Source organism: Burkholderia sp. 9777_1386, from assembly GCF_015712265.1.
Lineage (GTDB): Bacteria > Pseudomonadota > Gammaproteobacteria > Burkholderiales > Burkholderiaceae > Burkholderia > Burkholderia cenocepacia.
In genome coordinates this window covers 1-19769 of the sequence record NZ_JACCQB010000034.1, presented here as the reverse complement: position 1 = coordinate 19769, position 19769 = coordinate 1, and the positions used below count along the sequence as shown (strand labels likewise).

20 protein-coding genes and 1 pseudogene are annotated in these 19769 nt (G+C 69.3%); 19 read left to right on the top strand and 2 right to left on the bottom strand.

Going from position 1 to position 19769, the window contains the following annotated elements:
* The first annotated feature begins 9 nt into the window (after window positions 1–9).
* Both H0X91_RS23015 and H0X91_RS23010 read left to right on the top strand, forming a co-directional pair.
* Window positions 10–783, top strand: a complete 774-nt coding sequence (locus H0X91_RS23015) for an SDR family NAD(P)-dependent oxidoreductase (protein ID WP_006481545.1) — start codon at window positions 10–12, stop codon at window positions 781–783.
* A gap of 648 nt (window positions 784–1431) precedes the next feature.
* Window positions 1432–2109, top strand: coding sequence for a hypothetical protein (locus tag H0X91_RS23010; protein WP_080323790.1), 678 nt, complete (start codon window positions 1432–1434; stop codon window positions 2107–2109).
* Window positions 2110–2119: 10 nt separating this feature from the next.
* Here H0X91_RS23010 and H0X91_RS23005 read toward each other — a convergent pair whose 3' ends face one another.
* Window positions 2120–3346, bottom strand: a complete 1227-nt coding sequence (locus tag H0X91_RS23005; RefSeq protein ID WP_034202283.1) for an acyltransferase family protein — start codon at window positions 3344–3346, stop codon at window positions 2120–2122.
* A gap of 492 nt (window positions 3347–3838) precedes the next feature.
* On the opposite strand from H0X91_RS23005, the gene H0X91_RS23000 reads away from it, so the two are divergent.
* From H0X91_RS23000 to H0X91_RS22920, 17 genes are all read left to right on the top strand, one after another.
* Entirely contained in the window at window positions 3839–4075 is a 237-nt protein-coding gene (locus H0X91_RS23000; RefSeq protein ID WP_006481537.1) for a FitA-like ribbon-helix-helix domain-containing protein, read from the top strand.
* A complete protein-coding gene (locus tag H0X91_RS22995) occupies window positions 4062–4478 on the top strand; it encodes a type II toxin-antitoxin system VapC family toxin (protein WP_006481544.1) in 417 nt (138 codons plus the stop codon). The genes H0X91_RS23000 and H0X91_RS22995 overlap by 14 nt, the downstream gene beginning before the upstream one ends.
* Window positions 4479–4737: 259 nt before the next feature.
* Window positions 4738–5634 carry a VOC family protein gene (locus H0X91_RS22990; protein WP_006481531.1) on the top strand — a complete coding sequence of 299 codons (897 nt, stop codon included), beginning with the start codon at window positions 4738–4740 and terminating at the stop codon, window positions 5632–5634.
* A gap of 9 nt (window positions 5635–5643) precedes the next feature.
* Complete coding sequence (locus H0X91_RS22985) at window positions 5644–6537, top strand: CoA transferase subunit A (RefSeq protein ID WP_048988182.1); 894 nt, start codon at window positions 5644–5646, stop codon at window positions 6535–6537.
* A 10-nt stretch (window positions 6538–6547) separates the two neighbouring features.
* Window positions 6548–7345, top strand: coding sequence for a CoA-transferase subunit beta (locus tag H0X91_RS22980; RefSeq protein WP_006481539.1), 798 nt, complete (start codon window positions 6548–6550; stop codon window positions 7343–7345).
* A gap of 8 nt (window positions 7346–7353) precedes the next feature.
* Window positions 7354–8274, top strand: a complete 921-nt coding sequence (locus tag H0X91_RS22975; protein WP_196433376.1) for an enoyl-CoA hydratase — start codon at window positions 7354–7356, stop codon at window positions 8272–8274.
* Window positions 8271–9371, top strand: a complete 1101-nt coding sequence (locus H0X91_RS22970; RefSeq protein WP_034202287.1) for an NAD(P)H-dependent flavin oxidoreductase — start codon at window positions 8271–8273, stop codon at window positions 9369–9371. The genes H0X91_RS22975 and H0X91_RS22970 overlap by 4 nt, the downstream gene beginning before the upstream one ends.
* A gap of 19 nt (window positions 9372–9390) precedes the next feature.
* On the top strand, window positions 9391–10206 hold the full coding sequence (locus tag H0X91_RS22965) for an enoyl-CoA hydratase family protein (protein ID WP_196433375.1): 816 nt from the start codon (window positions 9391–9393) through the stop codon (window positions 10204–10206).
* Window positions 10203–11372, top strand: coding sequence for an acyl-CoA dehydrogenase family protein (locus H0X91_RS22960; RefSeq protein WP_006481533.1), 1170 nt, complete (start codon window positions 10203–10205; stop codon window positions 11370–11372). The genes H0X91_RS22965 and H0X91_RS22960 overlap by 4 nt, the downstream gene beginning before the upstream one ends.
* Before the next feature lie 33 nt (window positions 11373–11405).
* Window positions 11406–12476 carry an acyl-CoA dehydrogenase family protein gene (locus H0X91_RS22955; protein ID WP_196433374.1) on the top strand — a complete coding sequence of 357 codons (1071 nt, stop codon included), beginning with the start codon at window positions 11406–11408 and terminating at the stop codon, window positions 12474–12476.
* A complete protein-coding gene (locus H0X91_RS22950; RefSeq protein ID WP_196433373.1) occupies window positions 12473–13624 on the top strand; it encodes an acetyl-CoA C-acetyltransferase in 1152 nt (383 codons plus the stop codon). The genes H0X91_RS22955 and H0X91_RS22950 overlap by 4 nt, the downstream gene beginning before the upstream one ends.
* Before the next feature lie 41 nt (window positions 13625–13665).
* On the top strand, window positions 13666–14544 hold the full coding sequence (locus H0X91_RS22945) for an SDR family oxidoreductase (RefSeq protein WP_006494776.1): 879 nt from the start codon (window positions 13666–13668) through the stop codon (window positions 14542–14544).
* A gap of 3 nt (window positions 14545–14547) precedes the next feature.
* Window positions 14548–15786, top strand: a complete 1239-nt coding sequence (locus H0X91_RS22940; RefSeq protein ID WP_196433372.1) for an acyl-CoA dehydrogenase family protein — start codon at window positions 14548–14550, stop codon at window positions 15784–15786.
* Window positions 15783–16985, top strand: coding sequence for an acyl-CoA dehydrogenase family protein (locus H0X91_RS22935; RefSeq protein ID WP_006481541.1), 1203 nt, complete (start codon window positions 15783–15785; stop codon window positions 16983–16985). Before H0X91_RS22940 ends, H0X91_RS22935 begins: the two co-directional genes overlap by 4 nt.
* Window positions 16982–17782 (top strand): SDR family oxidoreductase, encoded by an 801-nt coding sequence (locus tag H0X91_RS22930; protein ID WP_006481546.1) that lies wholly within the window; start codon window positions 16982–16984, stop codon window positions 17780–17782. The genes H0X91_RS22935 and H0X91_RS22930 overlap by 4 nt, the downstream gene beginning before the upstream one ends.
* Window positions 17782–18267, top strand: a complete 486-nt coding sequence (locus tag H0X91_RS22925) for a MaoC family dehydratase (protein WP_034202294.1) — start codon at window positions 17782–17784, stop codon at window positions 18265–18267. Before H0X91_RS22930 ends, H0X91_RS22925 begins: the two co-directional genes overlap by 1 nt.
* Window positions 18268–18290: 23 nt before the next feature.
* Complete coding sequence (locus tag H0X91_RS22920) at window positions 18291–19496, top strand: acetyl-CoA C-acyltransferase (protein ID WP_060263952.1); 1206 nt, start codon at window positions 18291–18293, stop codon at window positions 19494–19496.
* Between the two features lie 173 nt (window positions 19497–19669).
* Here H0X91_RS22920 and H0X91_RS35435 read toward each other — a convergent pair.
* A pseudogene (locus H0X91_RS35435) lies at window positions 19670–19769 on the bottom strand (IS110 family transposase); the annotation flags it as partial.

The window sequence follows — 19769 nt, the reverse complement described above, 5'->3', positions numbered from 1 at the left end:
GATGAACGCATGAACGACAACGGATTTCCAGCGGGCGCGGTACTCGTGTTCGGTGGCAGCGGCGGCATCGGGCAGGGCGTCGCGCTCGAGTTCGCGCGCGCCGGTGTGCCGGTCGCGGTCGGTTACCGCAGCAAGGCCGACGTCGCCGAGCGCGTGGCGCGCGATATTCGCGGCGAGGGCGTCGCGGCCACCACGCACTGCGTGGACGTGACCGATCCGGCGCAGGTCGATGCCGCGCTCGCGGCGGCGATCGACGCGCATGGGCGCGTGCATACGGTCGTCTGGGCGGCGGGGCCATTCGTGAACCAGCGCCATATCGGCGACATGACGCACGACGACTGGCGCCGCGCGATCGACGTCGAGACGATCGGCTTCTTCGTCGCCGCGAAAGCCGCGCTGCCGCATTTCCGTGCGTCGGGCGGTGGCTCGTTCGTGACGCTCGGCTCGGCCGGCCATCTGCGCTGGCCCGATCGCGACGGGCTGTCGGTCGCGCCGAAGGCAGCGAACGAGGCGCTGGTCAAGGGGCTGGCGCGCGAGGAAGGGCGTTACGACATTCGCGCGAATTCGATCCTGGTCGGCGTGATCGAGGCCGGGATGTTTCCGGTGCTGCTCGAGCAGGGCCAGTTCGACCCGGCGTGGATCGACGAGACGCGGAAGATGCTCGCGCTCAAGCGCTGGGGCAAGGCGCACGACGTGGGGCGCGCGGCGGTGTTTCTCGCGTCGGACCGGGCGGGTTACATCACCGGGCAGCAGTTGAACGTCTCGGGCGGGTACGGGTTGTAACCGCGTATCTCCGTTGCGCGTGACGCCGACCAGATGCATGCGCACGCATCGGTATTTGCCCTGCCTCGTCACGCACGAGCGCGCATCAGCGCCGCTTGCGACCGGCACGAGGTCGCACTTTTGCAACGCTTTTTCAACGTATTCCTCCGCGCACGAGTGATCGCAACGGCGATCCACGTGCGCTGACGGCCGTCCGGCCTCGTCGTGCCTGCATCGCGCGATCGGCGCGAGAGGCCGCCTTTCGCGTGTTTCGGCGCCGCTCGCCGAATACGGATACGTTCCTGAAACATTTCCCCTCGTTTGCGATCCGCGCCACGCCCTGTCCCGATGGGTAGCGCTTCTTCCGCTTCGGTCCGCGCCGCATGGCACGCCCTTTGCGGTTCCCCCGATGTCGCCCGCGCAGACGCATTTCGCCAGAACGATCCGCGCATCGGCGGCATGTAACGACATCGAAACAGACGGGGAATCGGATCGGGTCGCGCGCGCCGTGTGCCACGGCGCCTGCGCAGCGCATGTCGTATCGGTCATGCGCACCGCGCAACGCGTCCCCGATCCGTCGAACAGCAAGCGTGCTTGCAAGGTGTCGTGCCGGGGTTCGCATCGCGCATCGCGACGAAGGTCGCGTGTGCGTCGCGTCGTGCCCGGCACATGTCGGGGGAGACGCCCGTGAAAACGACAGCGAACCAATGGGCAGCGGTCGCGGTGATGTTCGTCGCGAGCGCGCACGCGCAGGAAATCTACCTGCAGGGCGGCACGCAGGGCGTCGGCATCGGCGCGGCCGTGAGCTTCAATTCGATACTGGGCGCGCACGCGGATTTCAACGCGATCAATCTGACGCATGACTTCACGGTGGCCGGCAACCGCTATCAGGACGACCTGAAGCTGCGCCAGGGCGGCATCTATGCGGACATCTTCCCGTGGCGAGGCAGCGGCTTTCGCGCGACGCTCGGGCTGCGCTTCAACGACGACGAGCTTCACGGCGTGTCGGTGCCGACCAACGGAACCTACGTGTTCGGCGGCAAGCGCTATCCGGCGCTGCCGGGGATGTACGCGGTCGCGGAAGCGCGCTATCCGACCGTGATGCCGTATGTCGGGATCGGCTACGGACATCGACCGGCGTCGAAAGGGCTCGGGTTCGTCGCGGACATCGGCGTCGCGTACGGGATACCGAAATGTTCGTACACGCTGTCGCCGGAACTGGCCGCGGCGGCCGGACCGGCGAAGAGCCAGGTACTGGTCGCGAGCGGGCTCGACTCGCTGCGGCAGATGATGTCGCGCTACCGGTGGTATCCGGTGCTGCAGATCGGCATCTCGTACCGCTTCTGAACGCGCCCGGTCACGGCGCGACCGTTTGGCGCTCGCGAGCGGGTTCGGCCGCGCGGCGTGCTGCGCGTGCGTCGTTGCGCTTCGCGATGAACGGATGCTCGACGTAGCGGTAAGTGAGCAGCGAACACAGGACGGCAACCAGCGCGCAGACGAGCGCGAGCGCCCAGATGCCCGAGTCGTCGGTCGAATTGATCGGGAACACGAACTTGTTGAATGCGTGAATGATCATGTACACGATCACCATGTGGATCATGTAGATGCTGAAACTCGCGGTGCCGAGCAGCGCGAGCGGGCGGGTCTTGAGCACGCCGTAGAACGTGTTCCCGCATGCGATGCAGAAGAACACCGGAAGCAGCGGCAGCGCGCCTGCGATCGAATAGCGTTCGGCTGGCGACGGCGACATCGCGAGGATCAGCAGCGCGACGGTCGCCGCCGCCTTCGTGGCGAGCCGCGCGCGGATCGCGGGGTGCCGCGACACCTCGTAGGCCACGGCGCCGAACGCGAACAGCAGCGCCATCCCGCCGGGCGGCCCGAACAGCGCGGCGCAGGCGAGGACGATCGCGAGCGCGAGCAGCTTGCGCCATGCACGCGTGGCGACGAACCATGCGAGAAACGGAACGGCGACGTAGAACCGCCATTCGTACGCGAGGGTCCACCAGACGCCGCTCAGATAGGGCGTGCGCGCCGCTCCGTTGATCGGGAACGCGCCGAACCAGCCGAGCGAAACGGTCTTGAGCAGATCGGCCAGCAACTGCACCGGTGCGCCGACGGCGTTGCGGGGAAACCAGTAAAGCGTGCAGATGACGATGACGGCCGCATAAAACAGATAGAGCGGCGCGAGGCGTCGCACGCGCCCGACGAAGAAGGTCCGCACGTCGAGCGTGCCTCTGCATGCGCGCTCCCAGAACAGCAGCCCGGTGACCATGAAGAACATCGCGACGGGAATCGTCCCGAGATTGCGCAGGAAATCGGTGCCGGCGCCCCAGACGCCGGTCGACAGCAATGCCTGGTTGCACGCGAAGTGATGGAACACCACGGAGGTGGCCAGGATGCCGCGGAAGCCGTCGAGATTGCGGTAGCGCATCGACAGCGATTTGTCGACGGCCGCCCGGTAGAACGGCACGTGCCGGGCGACGCGCCACGCGATGATCGCCACGGCCGCCAGGCATGCCGGGAAGTAGAGTTTGTCGGGTGTCGGGGAGAACAGGGTTTGCAGGGCAGGCGTAACAAGGTCCACTGAAGAGCGTCTCGTGTCTTGGATCGGGATTTCAGGCACGGAGGGTCCGCGTCGATGCAAGGTCTTCTGCGCGCTTCGCACGGCGTTCGATCGCCGGTCTTGTCGTTCGATGGTATCAAACGATGTGCGACGGTCGCGGCTCGTTGTGCAACATGATGTTTCAGCGCGAACCGGTGCGACGCGCGTATCGGTCGCCGATGTCGCCAACGGCGGGTCGCGCCGCAAATTCCGTTCCTTGCCGCCGGACCTTCATCGTGGTCGATGCCACCCGACTGGCCATTTGGCCGGCTTCCGGATCGTCCCGCTCCGGCTTACCTTGAGCGACAGCAGTTCGATGCGTCGGGCCAGCGGCGGAAGGGGGACGAATTCCTGTCGTCCGTTGCCACGGGCTCACGCCGACTCCAGGGTCCGTCCGGTCAGGAAGGTGATAGCAATGCTTGCAATTTACCTTCATGACGCTATCATTGATAGCAAATCTGGATGGAGGTAATCATGGCAAATCTTCTGGTGCGTAACGTGGATGACACTCTCGTTCAAAGCCTGCGCGAGCAGGCGGCGGCCAACGGCAGGAGCGCCGAGGCCGAACATCGAGCCATTCTGGCCGAGGCGCTCGGCCGGCCGAAGCGGCGCACATTCGCGCAAGTGCTGATGAGCATGCCGGAGGTGGGTGAAGACGCGGATTTCCAACGTGTTCAGGATTCAGGCGAGGTCAGGCGTGTTTTTGATTGATACGAACGTCATCAGCGAAATCAGGAAGGGCAAGCGAACCAACCGCGGCGTGCGGGCGTTCTTCAGGCAGGCCGAAGCCGACGCGAGCCCGCTTTACCTGTCCGTCGTGACGGTGGCCGAGTTGCGGCGCGGTGTCGACCTGATCCGTCATCGCGGCGATCACAGCCAGGCGTCGGCGCTCGAGGCCTGGCTGACGATGATCCTGTCCGGCTATGCGCCGAACATCCTGCCGGTCGATGTCGAAACCGGCCAGATGTGGGGGCATTTGCGCGTGCCCGATCCGACGCACGAACTCGACAAGCTGATCGCGGCCACCGCGTTGATCAACGATTTGACGGTCGTCACGCGCAACGTCGACGATTTCGCTCGCACCGGCGTCCGGTTGCTGAATCCGTTCGAGTAACGTCGCGGCAGGCGGCCTGCCGGTCGCGCGAAGCCGGGGCGGGCGGTGACCGCCCGGCAGGCGAGCGCACCGCCCTGGCTGCCGTGACCGGCCGCCACCTTTCACCCGCCGAGCACCGAATCCTCCTGCGGCGCGCTTCCGCGCCGCCATCCCCGCCTTTTACCGCCCGTCCTCTCGTCCCAACAGACGATGTAACGCCACCTCCGACCGGCCAGAATCCTTTCACGAACAACGGATTCTGAACCAGGAGGAGGCCGACATGATCGATGTCCGTGCGCTGGGCTACGTCGTCGTCGAGGCGACGCGCGTCGATGCGTGGCGCCGCTACGCGGAAGACGTGCTGGGCATGCAGGCGCTCGACGCGCCCGACGGCGCGCTTTATCTGAAGATGGACGAGCGCGATTTCCGCTACGTGATCGTTCCCGGCGCGGCCGACCGCTATTTCGCATCGGGCTGGGAATTGTCCGACGGCGCCGCGTTCGACGCCGCGCTCGCGGCGCTGCAGCGCGCCGGCGTCGAGCCGGTGCGCGCCAGCCGCGACGAAGCCGCGTTGCGCCGCGTGCAGGCGATGGCGTGGTGCACCGATCCGTCCGGCAACCGCCACGAGCTGTACTGGGGCGCACGCTGCGACTTTCGCCGCTTCGTGTCGCCGCTGGGCGTCGCGCGTTTCGTCACCGGCGACATGGGGCTCGGCCACGCGGTGCTGCCCGCGCCGCAGTTCGACGCGACCGATGCGTTCGTGCGCGGCGTGCTCGGCTTCGAGCTGTCCGACATCTACCGCGTGAAGTTCACGCCGGACCCGGCCGAACCGGAAAAGCGCATCCATTTCATGCACTGCCGCAACGCGCGCCATCACAGCCTCGCGCTGTTCGAGATGGCCGTGCCGTCCGGCTGCGTGCACGTGATGGCCGAAGTCGATTCGATGGACGAAGTGGGCCGCGCGCTGGACCGCGTCGCCGCGCACGACGTGAAGATGTCCGCGACGCTCGGCCGGCACTGCAACGACCAGATGATCTCTTTCTACATGAAGACCCCCGGCGGCTTCGATCTCGAATACGGCTTCGGCGGCCTCACGGTCGACTGGTCGAAGCACGCGGTGTTCGAGGCCACGAAGGTGAGCCAGTGGGGCCACGATTTCAGCATCGGATACCGGTAAGCCAGCACGATGACGATGAAACCTCTCGACAAGACGATGTCCGCGCGCGACGTGGTCGCGCAACTCGCCGACGGCATGACGATCGGCATCGGCGGCTGGGGGCCGCGGCGCAAGCCGATGGCGCTGGTGCGCGAAATCGCGCGCTCGAACCTGAAGGACCTCACGATCGTCGCGTACGGCGGCGCCGACGTGGGCCTGCTGTGCGCGGCGGGCAAGGTGCGCAAGGTGGTGTTCGGCTTCGTGTCGCTCGACGTGATCCCGCTCGAGCCGCATTTCCGCCGCGCCCGCGAGCAGGGCCGCATCGACGTGCTCGAACTCGACGAAGGGATGCTGCAGCTCGGCCTGCGCGCGGCCGCCGCACGCCTGCCGTTCCTGCCGACGCGCGCCGGGCTCGGCACCGCGCTGCTCGATCACGCGCCGCAACTGCGCACGGTGCAGTCGCCGTACGACGACGGCGAGACGCTGCTCGCGATGCCGGCGATCGAACTCGACGTCGCGCTGCTGCACGTGAACGCGGCCGACCGGATGGGCAATACGCGCATCGACGGCCCCGATCCGTTCTTCGATGCGTGGATGGCGCGCGCCGCGCGGCGCTGCTACGTATCGGCGGAAACGGTCGATGCGTCGCTCGCGAGCGACGACCTCGACGCCGCGCGCCGCAATCCGTTCGAGCGCTCGCTCGTCACGGGCGTCGTGCACGCACCGGGTGGTGCGCATCCGACGTCGTGCGGGCCGGCCTACGGCTGGGACCTGCCGCACCTGCGCGCGTACTGCACCAGCGCGGAAGACGACGCCAGGACGGCGGCGTACCTGCGCGACGTGGTCGGCCAGGACGAACGTCAGTACCTCGAAGGCGTCGGCGGGCTGTCGCACGTGACGACGCTGCCGTTGCCGATTCTGTAAAGGAGCGCCTGTGAGCGAATCTCTCGACCATTCCCTCGCGGAACTGATGATCGTCGCGTCCGCGCGACTGTGGCGCGACGACGGCGAAGTGCTGGCGACCGGCATCGGTACGGGCCCGCGGCTCGCGGCCGGCCTCGCGCGGCTCGCGTACAACAACGGGTTGATGCTGACCGACGGCGAAGCGTATCTCGTCGAGGAGCCGGTGCCGCTCGGCCCGCGCCCCGACGGCTATCGCGTGAAGGCGAGCGGCTGGATGACCTACGAGCGCGTGTTCGACTGCCTGTGGCACGGGCGCCGCCATGCGCTGGTGATGCCGACGCAGATCGATCGCTTCGGCCAGGCCAACATTTCGTGGCTCGGCGACGACTACGCGCACCCGAAAACCCAGTTGCTCGGCGCACGCGGCTTCCCCGGCAACACGACGAACCACGCGAACTCGTTCTTCGTCAGCGGCCACGGCAAGCGCACGTTCGTCGAACGCGAAGTCGACATGGTGTGCACGGTCGGCTACAACCCGGCGCGCCGGCTGCCCGGGATGAAGACCTTCGTCGACCTGCGCAGCATCGTCACCGACCTGTGCGTGATGGATTTCGGCGGGCCCGACCACGCGATCCGCGTGCGCTCGCTGCACCCGGGCGTGAGCTTCGACGAGGTGCAGGACGCGACCGGTTTCCCGCTGCTTGCCTCGCCGGACATCGGCACGACGGCAGCGCCGAACGCGGAAGACCTGCGCATCGTGCGCGCGCTCGATCCGCACAACCTGCGCGCGACGATCGTGCGCAACAATCCGGCGCCGCGCCGGGGATGAGGGCCGACATGGAAGCGACCCGGATGACGTTCGGCGACGGTGTCGTCGACTACGCGCTCGAGGACGGCATCGCGACGATCACGATGAACCGCCCCGACTACCACAACGCGCAGAACTCGAAAATGACGTATGCGCTCGACGCGGCGTTCCGGCGCGCGGCGCACGACGACGCGGTGAAGGCGATCGTGCTCGCGGGCGCCGGCAAGCATTTCTCGGCGGGTCACGACATCGGCACGCCGGGCCGCGACATCCACGAGTCGTTCGAGCGCGCGTCGCTGTGGTACGACCACGTCGACAAGGCAGGCGGCGAATTCCTCTATGCGCGCGAGCAGGAGGTGTATCTCGGCATGTGCCGGCGCTGGCGCGACCTGCCGAAGCCGACGATCGCGATGGTGCAGGGCGCGTGCATCGCCGGCGGGCTGATGCTCGCGTGGGTGTGCGACCTGATCGTCGCGTCGGAGGATGCGTTCTTTGCCGATCCGGTCGTGCGGATGGGGATTCCGGGCGTCGAGTATTTCGCCCACGCGTACGAGCTGAATCCGCGCATCGCGAAGGAATTCCTGTTTCTCGGCGAGCGGATGCCGGCCGAGCGCGCGTACCAGATGGGGATGGTCAACCGCGTGGTGCCGCGCGAACGGCTGCGCGACGCGACCTACGCGATCGCCGCGAAGATCGCGACGATGCCGCGCCTCGGGCTCACGCTGACCAAGCAGGCGCTGAATCACGTCGAGGAACTGCAAGGCAAGCGCGCGGCGATGGACGCGGCGTTCGCGTGGCATCACTTCGCGCATGCGCACAACGAGCTCGTGAGCGGCGACCGCCTCGGCGGTTACGACGCCCGCAGCATGGCCAGCTCGCAACGCCAGCCGAACGGCGCGGACCGCGCGGACGCGCCGGCACCGGTCGCCGTCAACGGAGCCGTCGCATGAGCACGACGCTTCACGGCCCGCTGCATACGCCGCTGTGCGACCTGCTCGGCTGCCGCTACCCGATCGTGCAGACCGCGATGGGCTGGGTGGCCGACGCGCGGCTCGTCGCCGCCACGAGCAACGCCGGCGGATTCGGCTTCCTGGCCGGGGCGACGCTCGAACCGGAGCAGGTCGAGGCCGAGATCCTGAAGGTGAAGTCGCTGACGGATCGGCCGTTCGGCATCAACTTCCACATGTTCCAGAAGAACGCCGCGCAGGTGGTCGATCTCGCGATCGAGCACCGGCTGCGCGCGGTCAGCTACGGGCGCGGCCCCGATGCGAAGACGATCCGCCGTTTCAAGGATGCCGGCATCGTCTGCATGCCGACCGTCGGCGCGCCGAAGCATGCGGCGAAGGCCGTCGAACTCGGCGCGGACATCGTGACGGTGCAGGGCGCGGAAGGCGGCGGCCACACGGGCGCGGTGCCGACCACGCTGCTGCTGCCGAAGGTGCTCGACGCGGTGCGCGTGCCGGTCGTCGCGGCCGGTGGCTTCTTCGACGGGCGCGGACTGGCGGCCGCGCTCGCGTACGGCGCGGCCGGCATCGCAATGGGGACGCGCTTCCTGATGAGCGCGGAATCGCCGGTACCGCGCGCGACGCTCGAGCGCTACGTGGCGGTCGGCGACCCGGCGCGCATCCGCGTGTCGGACGCGCTCGACGGGCTGCCGCAACGAATGATCGACAACCCGTACCTGCTGAAGCTCGAACGCTTCGGCCCGCTGCGCCGCACGTGGTTCGCGCTGAAGACGGCCGACGCGTGGCGGCGCCAGAACGGGCTGAGCACGGCCGACATGCTCGGCCTCGCGATCAAGGCGCTGCGCTCGCACGACTACACGGCCAGCCAGACGCTGATGGCCGCGAACGCGCCGTTCCTGATCCAGCGCGCGATCGTCGAAGGCCGCCCCGACGAAGGCGTGCTGCCGAGCGGCCAGGCGGCCGCGATGATCGGCGCGATCGAATCGTGCGATGCACTGATCGCGCGAATCGTCGCGGAAGCCGGCGAGCGGCTCGACGCACTGGCCGCGCTGCGCGGCGCGGCAGCGGCGCAGGCCGCATGACGAACATCACAGGGAGGCAATGGAGATGGCAGCAACCAATCAACCGGCCGGCGCGATGCCGTTCCGGATCGATCGCGCGGACGGCATCGCCGAGCTGGTGATCGCCCATCCGCCGGTGAACGCGCTCGACGCGCACGGCTGGCAGGCGCTGTCCCGCGCGCTCGACGCGCTCGGCGAGGACGACGACGTGCGCGTGATCGTCGTGCGCGGCGAAGGCCGCGGCTTTTGCGCGGGCGTCGACATCAAGGAGCTGGCCGCGCATCCGGAGCGGATCGTGGCGGTCAACGCGGGCAACTACGAGACGTTCCGCGCGGTGCACCGCAATCCGAAGCCGGTGATCGCGGCGGTGCACGGCTTCGTGCTCGGCGGCGGGATCGGCATCTGCGGCGCGGCGGACATCGTCGTCGCGGCCGACTGCGCGCGTTTCGGCGTGCCCGAGATCGACCGCGGCGCGATGGGCGGCGGCGCGCACCTGCAGCGGCTGTTCGGCGTGCAGAAGGTGCGCGCGATGTACTTCACCGGCGACATGATCGACGCGGCCGAAGCGTACCGGCTCGGCGCGCTCGAGCAGGTGGTGACGCGCGACGCGCTGCGCGACGCGGCGCTCGCGATCGCCCGCAAGATCGCCGCGAAGAGCCCGGCGATGGTGCGGCTCGCGAAGGAGGCGCTGAACGGCGTCGAGGACGGCGATCTCGAAGACAAGTACCGCTGGGAGCAGGGCTTCACGCTGCAGGCATACATGACGAACGATTCGACGGAAGCGCGCGCCGCGTTCGTCGAGAAGCGCGACTCGCATTTCGACGCACGCGCCAGCGCCGCGGAGGCACGCGCATGAACCTGACCTATACGCCGCAACAGCAGGCGTTTCGCGCGGAAATCCGTGCATGGCTCGCCGCGCACGTGCCGCGCGAGCGGCTGCCGAGCTTCGACACCGAGGCAGGCTTCGCCGCGCACCGCCAATGGGAGCGCACGCTGCACTCGGGCCGCTGGAGCATGGTCACGTGGCCGCGCGAGCTGGGCGGGCGTGGCTGCGACCTGATCGAATGGCTGATCTTCGAGGAAGAGTACTGGCGCGCGGATGCGCCGATGCGCGTGAACCAGAACGGCATCTTCCTGCTCGGCCCGACGTTGATGGATTTCGGCACGGATGCGCAGAAGGCGCGCTTCCTGCCCGCGATGGCGGCCGGCGAGCACGTGTGGGCGCAGGGCTGGTCGGAGCCGAACGCGGGCTCGGACATGGCCGCGATCCGCACGACCGCCACCCGGATCGGCGACGAATACGTGCTGAACGGCCAGAAGATCTGGTCGACCCGCGCGGTGTGGGCCGACTGGCTGTTCGGGCTGTTCCGCAGCGATCCCGAATCGACGCGTCACCACGGCTTGACGTTCCTGATGGTGCCGCTGTCCGCGCCCGGCATCACGGTGCGGCCGATCCGCCAGCTGAACGGGCAGACCGGCTTCGCGGAGATTTTCTTCGACGACGTGCGCGTGCCGGTCGAGAACCGGCTCGCGGCCGAAGGCGCCGGCTGGCAGGTCGCGATGGCGACGGCCGGTTTCGAGCGCGGGCTGATGCTGCGTTCGCCCGCGCGCTTCCAGCGCACCGCGCAGGCGTTGCGCGACCTGTATCTCGCGCACCGCGACAGCGCGGACCGCGATCCGACGCTGCGCGAACGCGTGGTGCAGGCCTGGATGGACGCGCAGGCGTATGCGCTGTCGACCTATGCGACCGCGAGCCGGCTGCTGAAGGGCGGCCACATCGGCGCGGAGTCGAGCACCAACAAGGTGTTCTGGTCGGAGCTCGACCTGCGCATGCATCAGACCGCGCTCGACATCCTCGGTGCGCACGGCGAGGTCGTCCCGCAGACGGCCGCGCAGCACGCGACGCTCGGCCACTGGCTCGACGGTTTCCTGTTCGCGCAGGCGGGCACGATCTACGCGGGCACCAACGAGATCCAGCGCAACATCGTCGCCGAACGGATGCTCGGCATGCCGCGCGCGTAAGCGCGCCGGCGACACTCACTGAACGGACATCGTATGGATTTCGTATTCGATGAAGACCAGGAAGCGCTCGCGGACAGCGTGAAGCGCCTGCTGATGACCGAGATGACGCCCGAGCTGATCCGCGAGCTGTGGGCGACGCCGACCGGGCGCTCGGATGAGCTGTGGGCATTGTTCGCGTCGCAGGGGCTGACCGCCGTGTCGGTGCCCGAAGCACACGGCGGCCTCGGCCTGACCGAAGCGGAATGGGCGCTGCTCGCGCAGGCCTACGGCTATTTCGGCAGCCCCGAGCCGCTGCTCGACACGGCGCTCGTGTCGGCCGGCGTGCTGGCGCGGCTGCCCGCGAGCGACTGGCGCGACGCGCTGCTGCGCGACATCGCCGAAGGGCGGGCGCGCGTCGCGCTCGTGCATCCGGTGAACCCGTATGCGGCCGACGTGCATGTCGCGGACACGCTGCTGTGCGAACACCGCGGCGAGCTGCACCGCGTCGATCCCGCGCAGTGCGCATGGCGCACGGTCGACAGCGTCGACCCGTCGCGGCGCCTGTTCACGCTCGACTGGGAGCCGTCGGCGGCCACCCGCATCGCGAGCGCCGACGAAGCCGCGCCGCTGCTGAACCGCGCGCTCGACCATGGCGCGTTCGCGGTCGCCGCGCAACTGCTCGGCCTCACGCAGCGCGTGCTCGACGTCGCGATCGACTACAGCGCGCAGCGCAAGCAGTTCGGCAAGGCGATCGGCTCGTACCAGGCGCTCAAGCATTTGCTCGCCGACGTCGCCATCCGCTACGAGTTCGCACGGCCGGTGGTCGCACGCGCCGCGCAGGCGATCGCCGACGATCACCCGCAGCGCGCGGTGTTCGTGTCGCACGCGAAGCTCGCCGCGATGTCGGCCGCGCAACTGGCCGCGCGCCACGCGATGCAGGTGCACGGCGCGATCGGCTACACGTGGGAGCTGGATCTGCAGATCTTCATGAAGCGCATCTGGGCGCTGTCCGGCAGCTGGGGCGACAGCGCGCTCCACAAGGCCCGCGTGGCCGACGCGATCCTCGGCGACGCATTGCCGATCGGCCCCGCGCAGACCTTCGATTTCGAGGAAACGAACCGATGAAACAAGCCTATATCGTCGACGCGCTGCGCACGCCCACCGGCCGCCGCAAGGGCGGGCTCGCGCACGTGCATGCGGCGGACCTCGGCGGTTTCGTGCTGAAGACGCTCGTCGAGCGCAACGCGATCCCGGCCGACGAATACGACGACGTGGTGTTCGGCTGCGTCGATACGATCGGCCCGCTCGCGGGCAACATCGCGCGCACCTGCTGGCTCGCGGCCGGGCTGCCGCTGCAGGTGCCGGGCGTGACGGTCGACCGCCAGTGCGGCTCGTCGCAGCAGGCCGTGCACTTCGCCGCGCAGGCCGTGATGAGCGGCGTGCAGGACGTGGTCGTCGCCGGCGGCGTGCAGACGATGACGCAGATCCCGATCTCGTCTGCGATGACCTGCGCGGCGCCGCTCGGCTTCACCGATCCGTTCTCGGGCAGCGCCGGCTGGCGCGCGCGCTTCGGCGACGCGCCGGTGTCGCAGTTCGTCGCCGCGCAGCGGATCGCCGATCACTGGAACCTGTCGCGCGACGCGATGGAGCGTTACGCGCTGGAGAGTCACCGCCGCGCGGTCGCGGCGATCGAGGGCGGCCATTTCAAGCGGGAGATCGTGCCGTTCGAAAGGGTGATGCATGACGAGACGCCGCGCCCCGACACGTCGCTCGACAAGATGGCGACGCTCGAACCGCTGACGCCGGGCGGCTCGCTGACGGCCGCCGTCGCGAGCCAGACCTGCGATGCGGCCGCGGCGCTCCTGATCGTGTCGGAGGAGGCGCTCAAGCGCTACGACCTCACGCCGCGCGCACGCATTCATCACCTGAGCGTGCTCGGCGACGATCCGCTGTGGATGCTCACCGCGCCGATTCCGGCGACCCGGGCTGCGTTGAAGAAGAGCGGGCTCGATCTGGCGCGGATCGACGTCGTCGAGCTGAACGAGGCGTTCGCGTCGGTCGCGCAGGCGTGGCTGGCCGATACGCGTTTCCCGCACGAAAAGACCAACCCGAACGGCGGCGCGATCGCGCTCGGCCATCCGCTCGGCGCGACCGGCGCGCGGCTGATGACGACGCTGTTGCACGAGCTGGAACGCACGGGCGGCCGCTACGGGCTGCAGACGATGTGCGAAGGCGGCGGCCTCGCGAACGTCACGATCATCGAGCGCCTGTGAGCGCGTCACTTTCACCATCTCAGGATCCACGAGGCACCAGCATGGGAATCTGCAACGGGCGCACCGTCATCATCACCGGCGCGGGCGGCGGGCTCGGGCGCGAATACGCGCTCGCGTTCGCGGCCGAGGGCGCGGCGGTCGTCGTCAACGACATCCGGCACGACGCCGCGCAGGCCGTGTGCGACGAGATCGCGCGGCGCGGCGGCCGCGCGCTCGCGAATTCGGACGACATCACCCGGGTCGACACGGCGCAGCGGATCGTCGATGCCGCACGTGCTGCGTTCGGCGACGTGCACGTGCTCGTCAACAACGCGGGCATCTGCCGCGACAAGATGTTCACGAGCATGACCGAAACCGACTGGGACGACGTGATGCGCGTGCATTTGCGCGGCCACTTCTGTCTGTCGAGCGTGCTGGCACGCGCGTGGCGCGACGCCGCGAAGGCCGGTAACCCGGTCGACGCGCGGATCGTCAACACGAGTTCGGGCGCCGGGCTGCAAGGCTCGATCGGCCAGTCGAACTACGGCGCGGCAAAGGCGGGGATCGCCGCGCTCACGCTGATGCAGGCGGCGGAACTCCAGCGCTATGGCGTGCGCGTGAACGCGCTGGCGCCGGCCGCGCGCACGTCGATGACCGAAGGCGTGTTCGCCGACATGATGAAGAAGCCCGAGGACGGCGGCTTCGATTATTTCGATCCGGCCAACGTCGCGCCGCTGGTGGTGTGGCTCGGCAGCGCGCAGTCGGCCGACGTGACGGGCCAGGTGTTCGAGGTCGCGGGCGGGATGATCGCGGTCGCCGAAGGCTGGCGCACCGGCCCCCGTGTCGATCGCGGCGCGCGCTGGGCGGCGGCAGAGGTTGGCCCGGCGGTTGCTCGACTGCTGGCCGACGCGCGGCCCGCGCAGCGCGTGTACGGGAGCTGACCGATGGATCTGGCGCTCACCGACGAACAGGCGATGATCCGCGACGCGGCGGCCGACGTGCTCGCCGAACGCAGCGCGTCCGCCGACGTACGCCGCGCGATCGAGCAATCGGCCGGCCGCGACGATGCGCTGTGGGCCGCGCTCGCGGGCGAGCTCGGCTGGAACGCGCTTGCGCTGCCGGAAGCGGCGGGCGGGCTCGGGCTCGGCGCGGTCGAACAGACGGTGCTGATGGAGCAGCTCGGCCGGCGCGTCGCGTGCGTGCCGTATTTTTCGACCGCGTGCCTGGCGGCGACCGCACTGGCTGGCTGCCGCGAGGCGGCCGGCGCCACCGGCTGGCTTGCAAAGATCGCCGAAGGCGCGTGCAGCGCGACGCTGGCGCTGCCATTCGAGATGCCCGCGGGTTCGTGGTCGTTGCCGGTCGTCGCGGAAGAGGCCGCGAGCGGCTATGCGTTGTCCGGCGAGGTCGCACAGGTGATCGACGGCGTGCGCGCCGATCTGCTGCTGATTCCCGCCCGGGTCGCGAACGAAGGGCAGTCGATCGGTTTGTTCTCGATCGACGTCGCAACGGCAACGGGCCTGACCGTCACGCCGCTCGACACGCTCGATGCGACGCGGCCGATCGCGCGCATCGTCCTCGACGAAACGCGCGTGAGCCGCGACGCGCTGCTCGCCGTCGGCGCCGCCGCGGCCCGGACGATAGAACGCACCGCCTGGTTCGCGGCGCTCGCGCTGGCCGCCGAACAGCTCGGCGGCGCGCAGCAATGCCTCGACCTGACGCTCGACTACACGAGCCAGCGCGTGCAGTTCGGCCGGGCGATCGCGTCGTTCCAGGCCGTCAAGCATCGATGCGCGCAGATGATGGTGCTGATCGAAGCGGCGCGTTCGGCCGTACTCGGCGCCGCGCACGCATGGGATGCCGAAACCGGCGCGATGCCGGGCGCCGCGTTGCGCGCCGACATCGCGGCCGCGAAGGCCGCCGCGAACGATGCGTATGCGTTCTGCGCGCAGGAAGCGATCCAGCTGCATGGCGGCGTCGGTTTCACGTGGGAATACGACCCGCACCTCTATTTCAAGCGCGCACAGGCGTCGAGCGCTCAGTTCGGCAGCACGCCGCACCTGCTCGAATGGATCGCATCCCGTGCGATCGACGGCGGCGCATCGCCGCGCGACGAAGCCCGGGCAGCGTCGCCGGTTTCGATCGCCACGCGTGCATCGGCCGCGCGCGCAGGAGCCCTCCAATGAACAGCGAAACGCGTGAACGGCAATTGCGGCACGAAGTGGCGGACTGGGTGCAATCGCACCTGACCGGCGAATTCGCATGCCTGAAATACCGCGGCGGCCCCGGCGACGAGGAAGCGTGGCCCGCGTTGCGCAAGGCGTGGGAGCGCGAACTGGCCAACGGCGGCTGGACCGGCCTCGGCTGGCCGACCCGCCAGGGCGGCCGCGGCTTCTCGGTCGCCGAGCAGGTGATCTTTCACGAGGAATATGCGCGCGCCGGCGGCCCCGGACGGATGGGCCACATCGGCGAAGGGCTGCTTGGGCCGACGCTCGTCGCGTGCGGCACCGACGACCAGCGTGCGCGCTTCCTGCCCGGCATCCTGGCCGGCACGCAGTTCTGGTGCCAGGGCTACTCGGAGCCCGGCGCGGGTTCGGACCTCGCCAACGTCCGCACGCGCGCCGAGCAGGACGCGGACGGCGCGTGGCGCGTGCACGGCCAGAAGGTATGGACGTCGCTCGCGCACGATTCCGACTGGATCTTCGTGCTCGCCCGCACCGATCCCGCGTCGACGGGCAACAAGGGGCTGTCGTTCCTGCTGATGCCGCTCGACCAGCCGGGCATCGAGATCCGGCCGATCAGGCAGCTCAACGGCGGCGCGGAATTCAACGAGGTGTTCTTCGACGGCGCGCGGGCCGACGCACGCGATCTGGTCGGCGCGGCCGGCGACGGCTGGCGGATCGCGATGACGCTGCTCGGCTTCGAGCGCGGGATGTCGACGCTCGGCCAGCAGATGCAGTTCGTCCGCGAACTCGAATGGGTGATCGACGCGGCGCGCGAATCGGGCGCGGACCGCGACCCCGTGCTGCGCCAGCGGATCGGCCGCGCGTGGGCCGGGCTGCGCGTGATGCGCTACAACGCGCTGCGGATGCTGTCCGGCGCGGACGATGCCGACGGCGGCTCGGGTGCGTCGCTGCGGCGCGAGGCGCTGATCTACAAGTACTTCTGGTCGAACTGGCACCGCGATCTCGGCCAGCTCGCGATGGACGCACTCGGCCCGCGCGCGAACGTGCTCGATCCGGCCGACGACAAGCTCACCCATCTGCAGCGCGTATTCCTGTTCTCCCGCGCGGACACGATCTACGCGGGCACCAACGAAATCCAGCTCAACATCATGGCCGAGCGCGGGCTCGGCATGCCAAGAGAACCACGAGGCACAGCATGACCGAACCCCAGATCCAGAAAGCGCCGGCATACGTTCCCGGCCATCAGTTGCTCGCCGGCAAATCGGTGTTGATCACGGCTGCCGCGGGCGCCGGCATCGGCTTCGCGGCCGCGCGCCGCTGCGCGGAGGAAGGCTGCCGCGCGCTGTTCATTTCGGATATCCACGACAAGCGCCTCGCACAGGCCGTCGAGACGCTGCGCGCGGAAACCGGGCTGCAGCAGGTCCATGGCCGCCTGTGCAACGTCGCGGTCGAGGCCGACGTGCAGGCGCTGGTCGCCGAAGCGCAGGACAGGCTCGACGGCGTCGACGTGCTGATCAACAACGCCGGGCTCGGCGGATCGACCCGCATCGTCGATATGGACGATGCCGAATGGTCGCGCGTGATCGACATTAGCCTCACCGGGACGTTCCGGATGACGCGCGCGATGCTGCCGCACATGCAGGCCCGCGGCCGCGGCGCGATCGTCAACAACGCATCGGTGCTCGGCTGGCGTGCGCAGGCGGAACAGGCGCACTACGCGGCGGCGAAGGCGGGCGTGATGGCGCTCACGCGCTGCGCGGCGCTCGAGGCGTCGCCGTACGGCGTGCGCATCAACGCGGTCGCGCCGAGCATCGCGATGCACGATTTTCTGAAGAAGTCGGCTCCGGCCGATCTGCTGAATCAACTGGCGTCGCGCGAAGCCTTCGGGCGCGCCGCCGAAGTCTGGGAGGTTGCGAACGTGATGGTGTTCCTGGCAAGCGATTACGCGTCGTACATGACGGGCGAAGTGCTGTCGGTCAGCAGCCAGCACGCATGATGGATACGACCCTCGACTCCGTCCGCGCGACGCCGCGCGTGTTCGCGCATCCCGGCGAACTCGCGGCCGCCGCCGGCGACACGCTCGGCGCGAGCGCGTGGCTCGCGATCGACCAGATCCGCATCGACGGCTTCGCCGATGCGACGGGCGATCACCAGTGGGTGCACGTCGATCCGGTGCGCGCGAAGGACGGCCCGTTCGGCGCGTGCATCGCGCACGGCTACCTGACGCTGGCGCTCGTCAATCATTTCCTGCCGCAGATCGTGCGCATCGACGGCGCGCGGCTCGGCGTCAACTACGGCTGCGACAGGATCCGTTTTCCCGCGCCGGTGAAGGTCGGCGCACGCGTGCGCGGCGTGGGCGAGCTGCTGCGCGTCGAGCCGCTCGACGGCGGCGTGCAGGCATGGATTCGCGTGACCGTCGAGATCGACGGCGAGGCCAGGCCCGGCTGCGTGGCCGACACGATCAGCCGCTATTACTTCTAGTTTCCGATTCAGAGAGCCAGCACATGGAAGACGCAGTCATCGTTTCCGTCGCACGCACGCCGATCGGCAAGGCGTTTCGCGGCATGTTCAACGACACCGAGGCGCCCGCGCTGGGCGGCCACGTCGTGCGCGCCGCGCTCGAACGCGCGGGCGTCGCGCCGGCCGACGTCGACGACGTGCTGATCGGCTGCGCCGCGCAGCAGGGCACGCAGGGCTACAACATCGGCCGTCTGTCGGCCGCGGCGGCCGGGCTGCCGGCGTCGGTGCCGGGGATGGCGATCGACCGCATGTGCTCGTCGGGCCTGATGTCGATCGCGAGCGCGGCGCGCAGCATCGGCGCGGGCGATGCGCGAATCGTCGTCGCGGGCGGCGTCGAGTCGATCTCGCTCACGCAGAACAAGCACAAGAACGCGTATCGCGCGCGTTCGCAGGCCGTGCTCGAGCACCAGCCCGACGCGTACATCGCGATGATGGAAACGGCCGAGATCGTGTCGCGCCGCTACGGCATTTCGCGCGCGGCGCAGGACGCATTCGCGCTGCAGAGCCACCAGCGCACCGCCGGCGCGCAGGCAGCCGGCCGCTTCGACGCGGAAATCGCGCCGCTCGACGTGCGGCGCGCGCTGTTCGACAAGGAAGGCAATCCGGCCGGCCACGAAGCGGTGCGCGCGGCGCGCGACGAGGGCGTGCGCGCCGACACGACGGCCGAGCGGCTCGCGGGGCTGAAGCCGTCGTGGAGCGGCGGCAAGCTCGTCGAGCAGGGCGAGTTCGTGACCGCGGGCAACGCATCGCAGCTGTCGGACGGCGCGGCGGCCGTGGTCGTGATGTCGCGCGCCGAGGCGACGCGTCGCGGGCTGACGCCGCTCGGCGCGTTCCGCGGCCTCGCGGTGGCAGGCTGCGCGCCGGACGAGATGGGTATCGGCCCGGTGTTCGCGATTCCGAAGCTGCTGGCGCGCTTCGGGATGACCGTGGCCGACGTCGGGTTGTGGGAGCTGAACGAGGCATTCGCGTGCCAGGCGCTGTACTGCCGCGACACGCTCGGCATCCCGGACGACCGGTTGAACGTGGACGGCGGCGCGATCGCGCTCGGCCATCCGTTCGGGATGTCGGGCACGCGGATGACGATGCACGCGTTGCTCGAAGGCGCGCGGCGCGGTGTGCGGCACGCGGTCGTGACGATGTGCATCGGCGGCGGGATGGGGGCGGCCGCGCTGTTCGACGTCGGCGCATAACGTCCGGTAGCGGCACGCGGACGAGCCGCGCCGCACGAGCGGCCATCCATTCAGGACCCTTCGAGGCCGCGGCAACGACCGACGGCCCGGAGACTGGCGGCCGACGGTGGCCGGCGTTTCGGCGCCTGCCGCCGTCGACCGCAGACACAGCAACCATCTTGAGACAGCCCATGTCATGCGCAATTGAAATCCGGCTGCCAACGCTCGCCAGTGCGAGCGATGGCGTTGAGCGTGATGAGCAGCTTGCGCATGCATGCGACGAGGGCGACCTTC

Bases quoted from the DNA above. Each gene is read 5' to 3' on its own strand.
- H0X91_RS22950 (WP_196433373.1), top strand. From the start codon at position 12,473: ATGAAACAAGCCTATATCGTCGACGCGCTGCGCACGCCCACCGGCCGC.
- H0X91_RS22935 (WP_006481541.1), top strand. From the start codon at position 15,783: ATGAACAGCGAAACGCGTGAACGGCAATTGCGGCACGAAGTGGCGGAC.
- H0X91_RS23000 (WP_006481537.1), top strand. From the start codon at position 3,839: ATGGCAAATCTTCTGGTGCGTAACGTGGATGACACTCTCGTTCAAAGC.
- H0X91_RS22925 (WP_034202294.1), top strand. From the start codon at position 17,782: ATGGATACGACCCTCGACTCCGTCCGCGCGACGCCGCGCGTGTTCGCG.
- H0X91_RS22990 (WP_006481531.1), top strand. From the start codon at position 4,738: ATGATCGATGTCCGTGCGCTGGGCTACGTCGTCGTCGAGGCGACGCGC.
- H0X91_RS22940 (WP_196433372.1), top strand. From the start codon at position 14,548: ATGGATCTGGCGCTCACCGACGAACAGGCGATGATCCGCGACGCGGCG.
- H0X91_RS22970 (WP_034202287.1), top strand. From the start codon at position 8,271: ATGAGCACGACGCTTCACGGCCCGCTGCATACGCCGCTGTGCGACCTG.
- H0X91_RS22960 (WP_006481533.1), top strand. From the start codon at position 10,203: ATGAACCTGACCTATACGCCGCAACAGCAGGCGTTTCGCGCGGAAATC.
- H0X91_RS22930 (WP_006481546.1), top strand. From the start codon at position 16,982: ATGACCGAACCCCAGATCCAGAAAGCGCCGGCATACGTTCCCGGCCAT.
- H0X91_RS22965 (WP_196433375.1), top strand. From the start codon at position 9,391: ATGGAGATGGCAGCAACCAATCAACCGGCCGGCGCGATGCCGTTCCGG.
- H0X91_RS23010 (WP_080323790.1), top strand. From the start codon at position 1,432: ATGTCGGGGGAGACGCCCGTGAAAACGACAGCGAACCAATGGGCAGCG.
- H0X91_RS22945 (WP_006494776.1), top strand. From the start codon at position 13,666: ATGGGAATCTGCAACGGGCGCACCGTCATCATCACCGGCGCGGGCGGC.
- H0X91_RS22955 (WP_196433374.1), top strand. From the start codon at position 11,406: ATGGATTTCGTATTCGATGAAGACCAGGAAGCGCTCGCGGACAGCGTG.
- H0X91_RS22975 (WP_196433376.1), top strand. From the start codon at position 7,354: ATGGAAGCGACCCGGATGACGTTCGGCGACGGTGTCGTCGACTACGCG.
- H0X91_RS22985 (WP_048988182.1), top strand. From the start codon at position 5,644: ATGACGATGAAACCTCTCGACAAGACGATGTCCGCGCGCGACGTGGTC.
- H0X91_RS22920 (WP_060263952.1), top strand. From the start codon at position 18,291: ATGGAAGACGCAGTCATCGTTTCCGTCGCACGCACGCCGATCGGCAAG.
- H0X91_RS23015 (WP_006481545.1), top strand. From the start codon at position 10: ATGAACGACAACGGATTTCCAGCGGGCGCGGTACTCGTGTTCGGTGGC.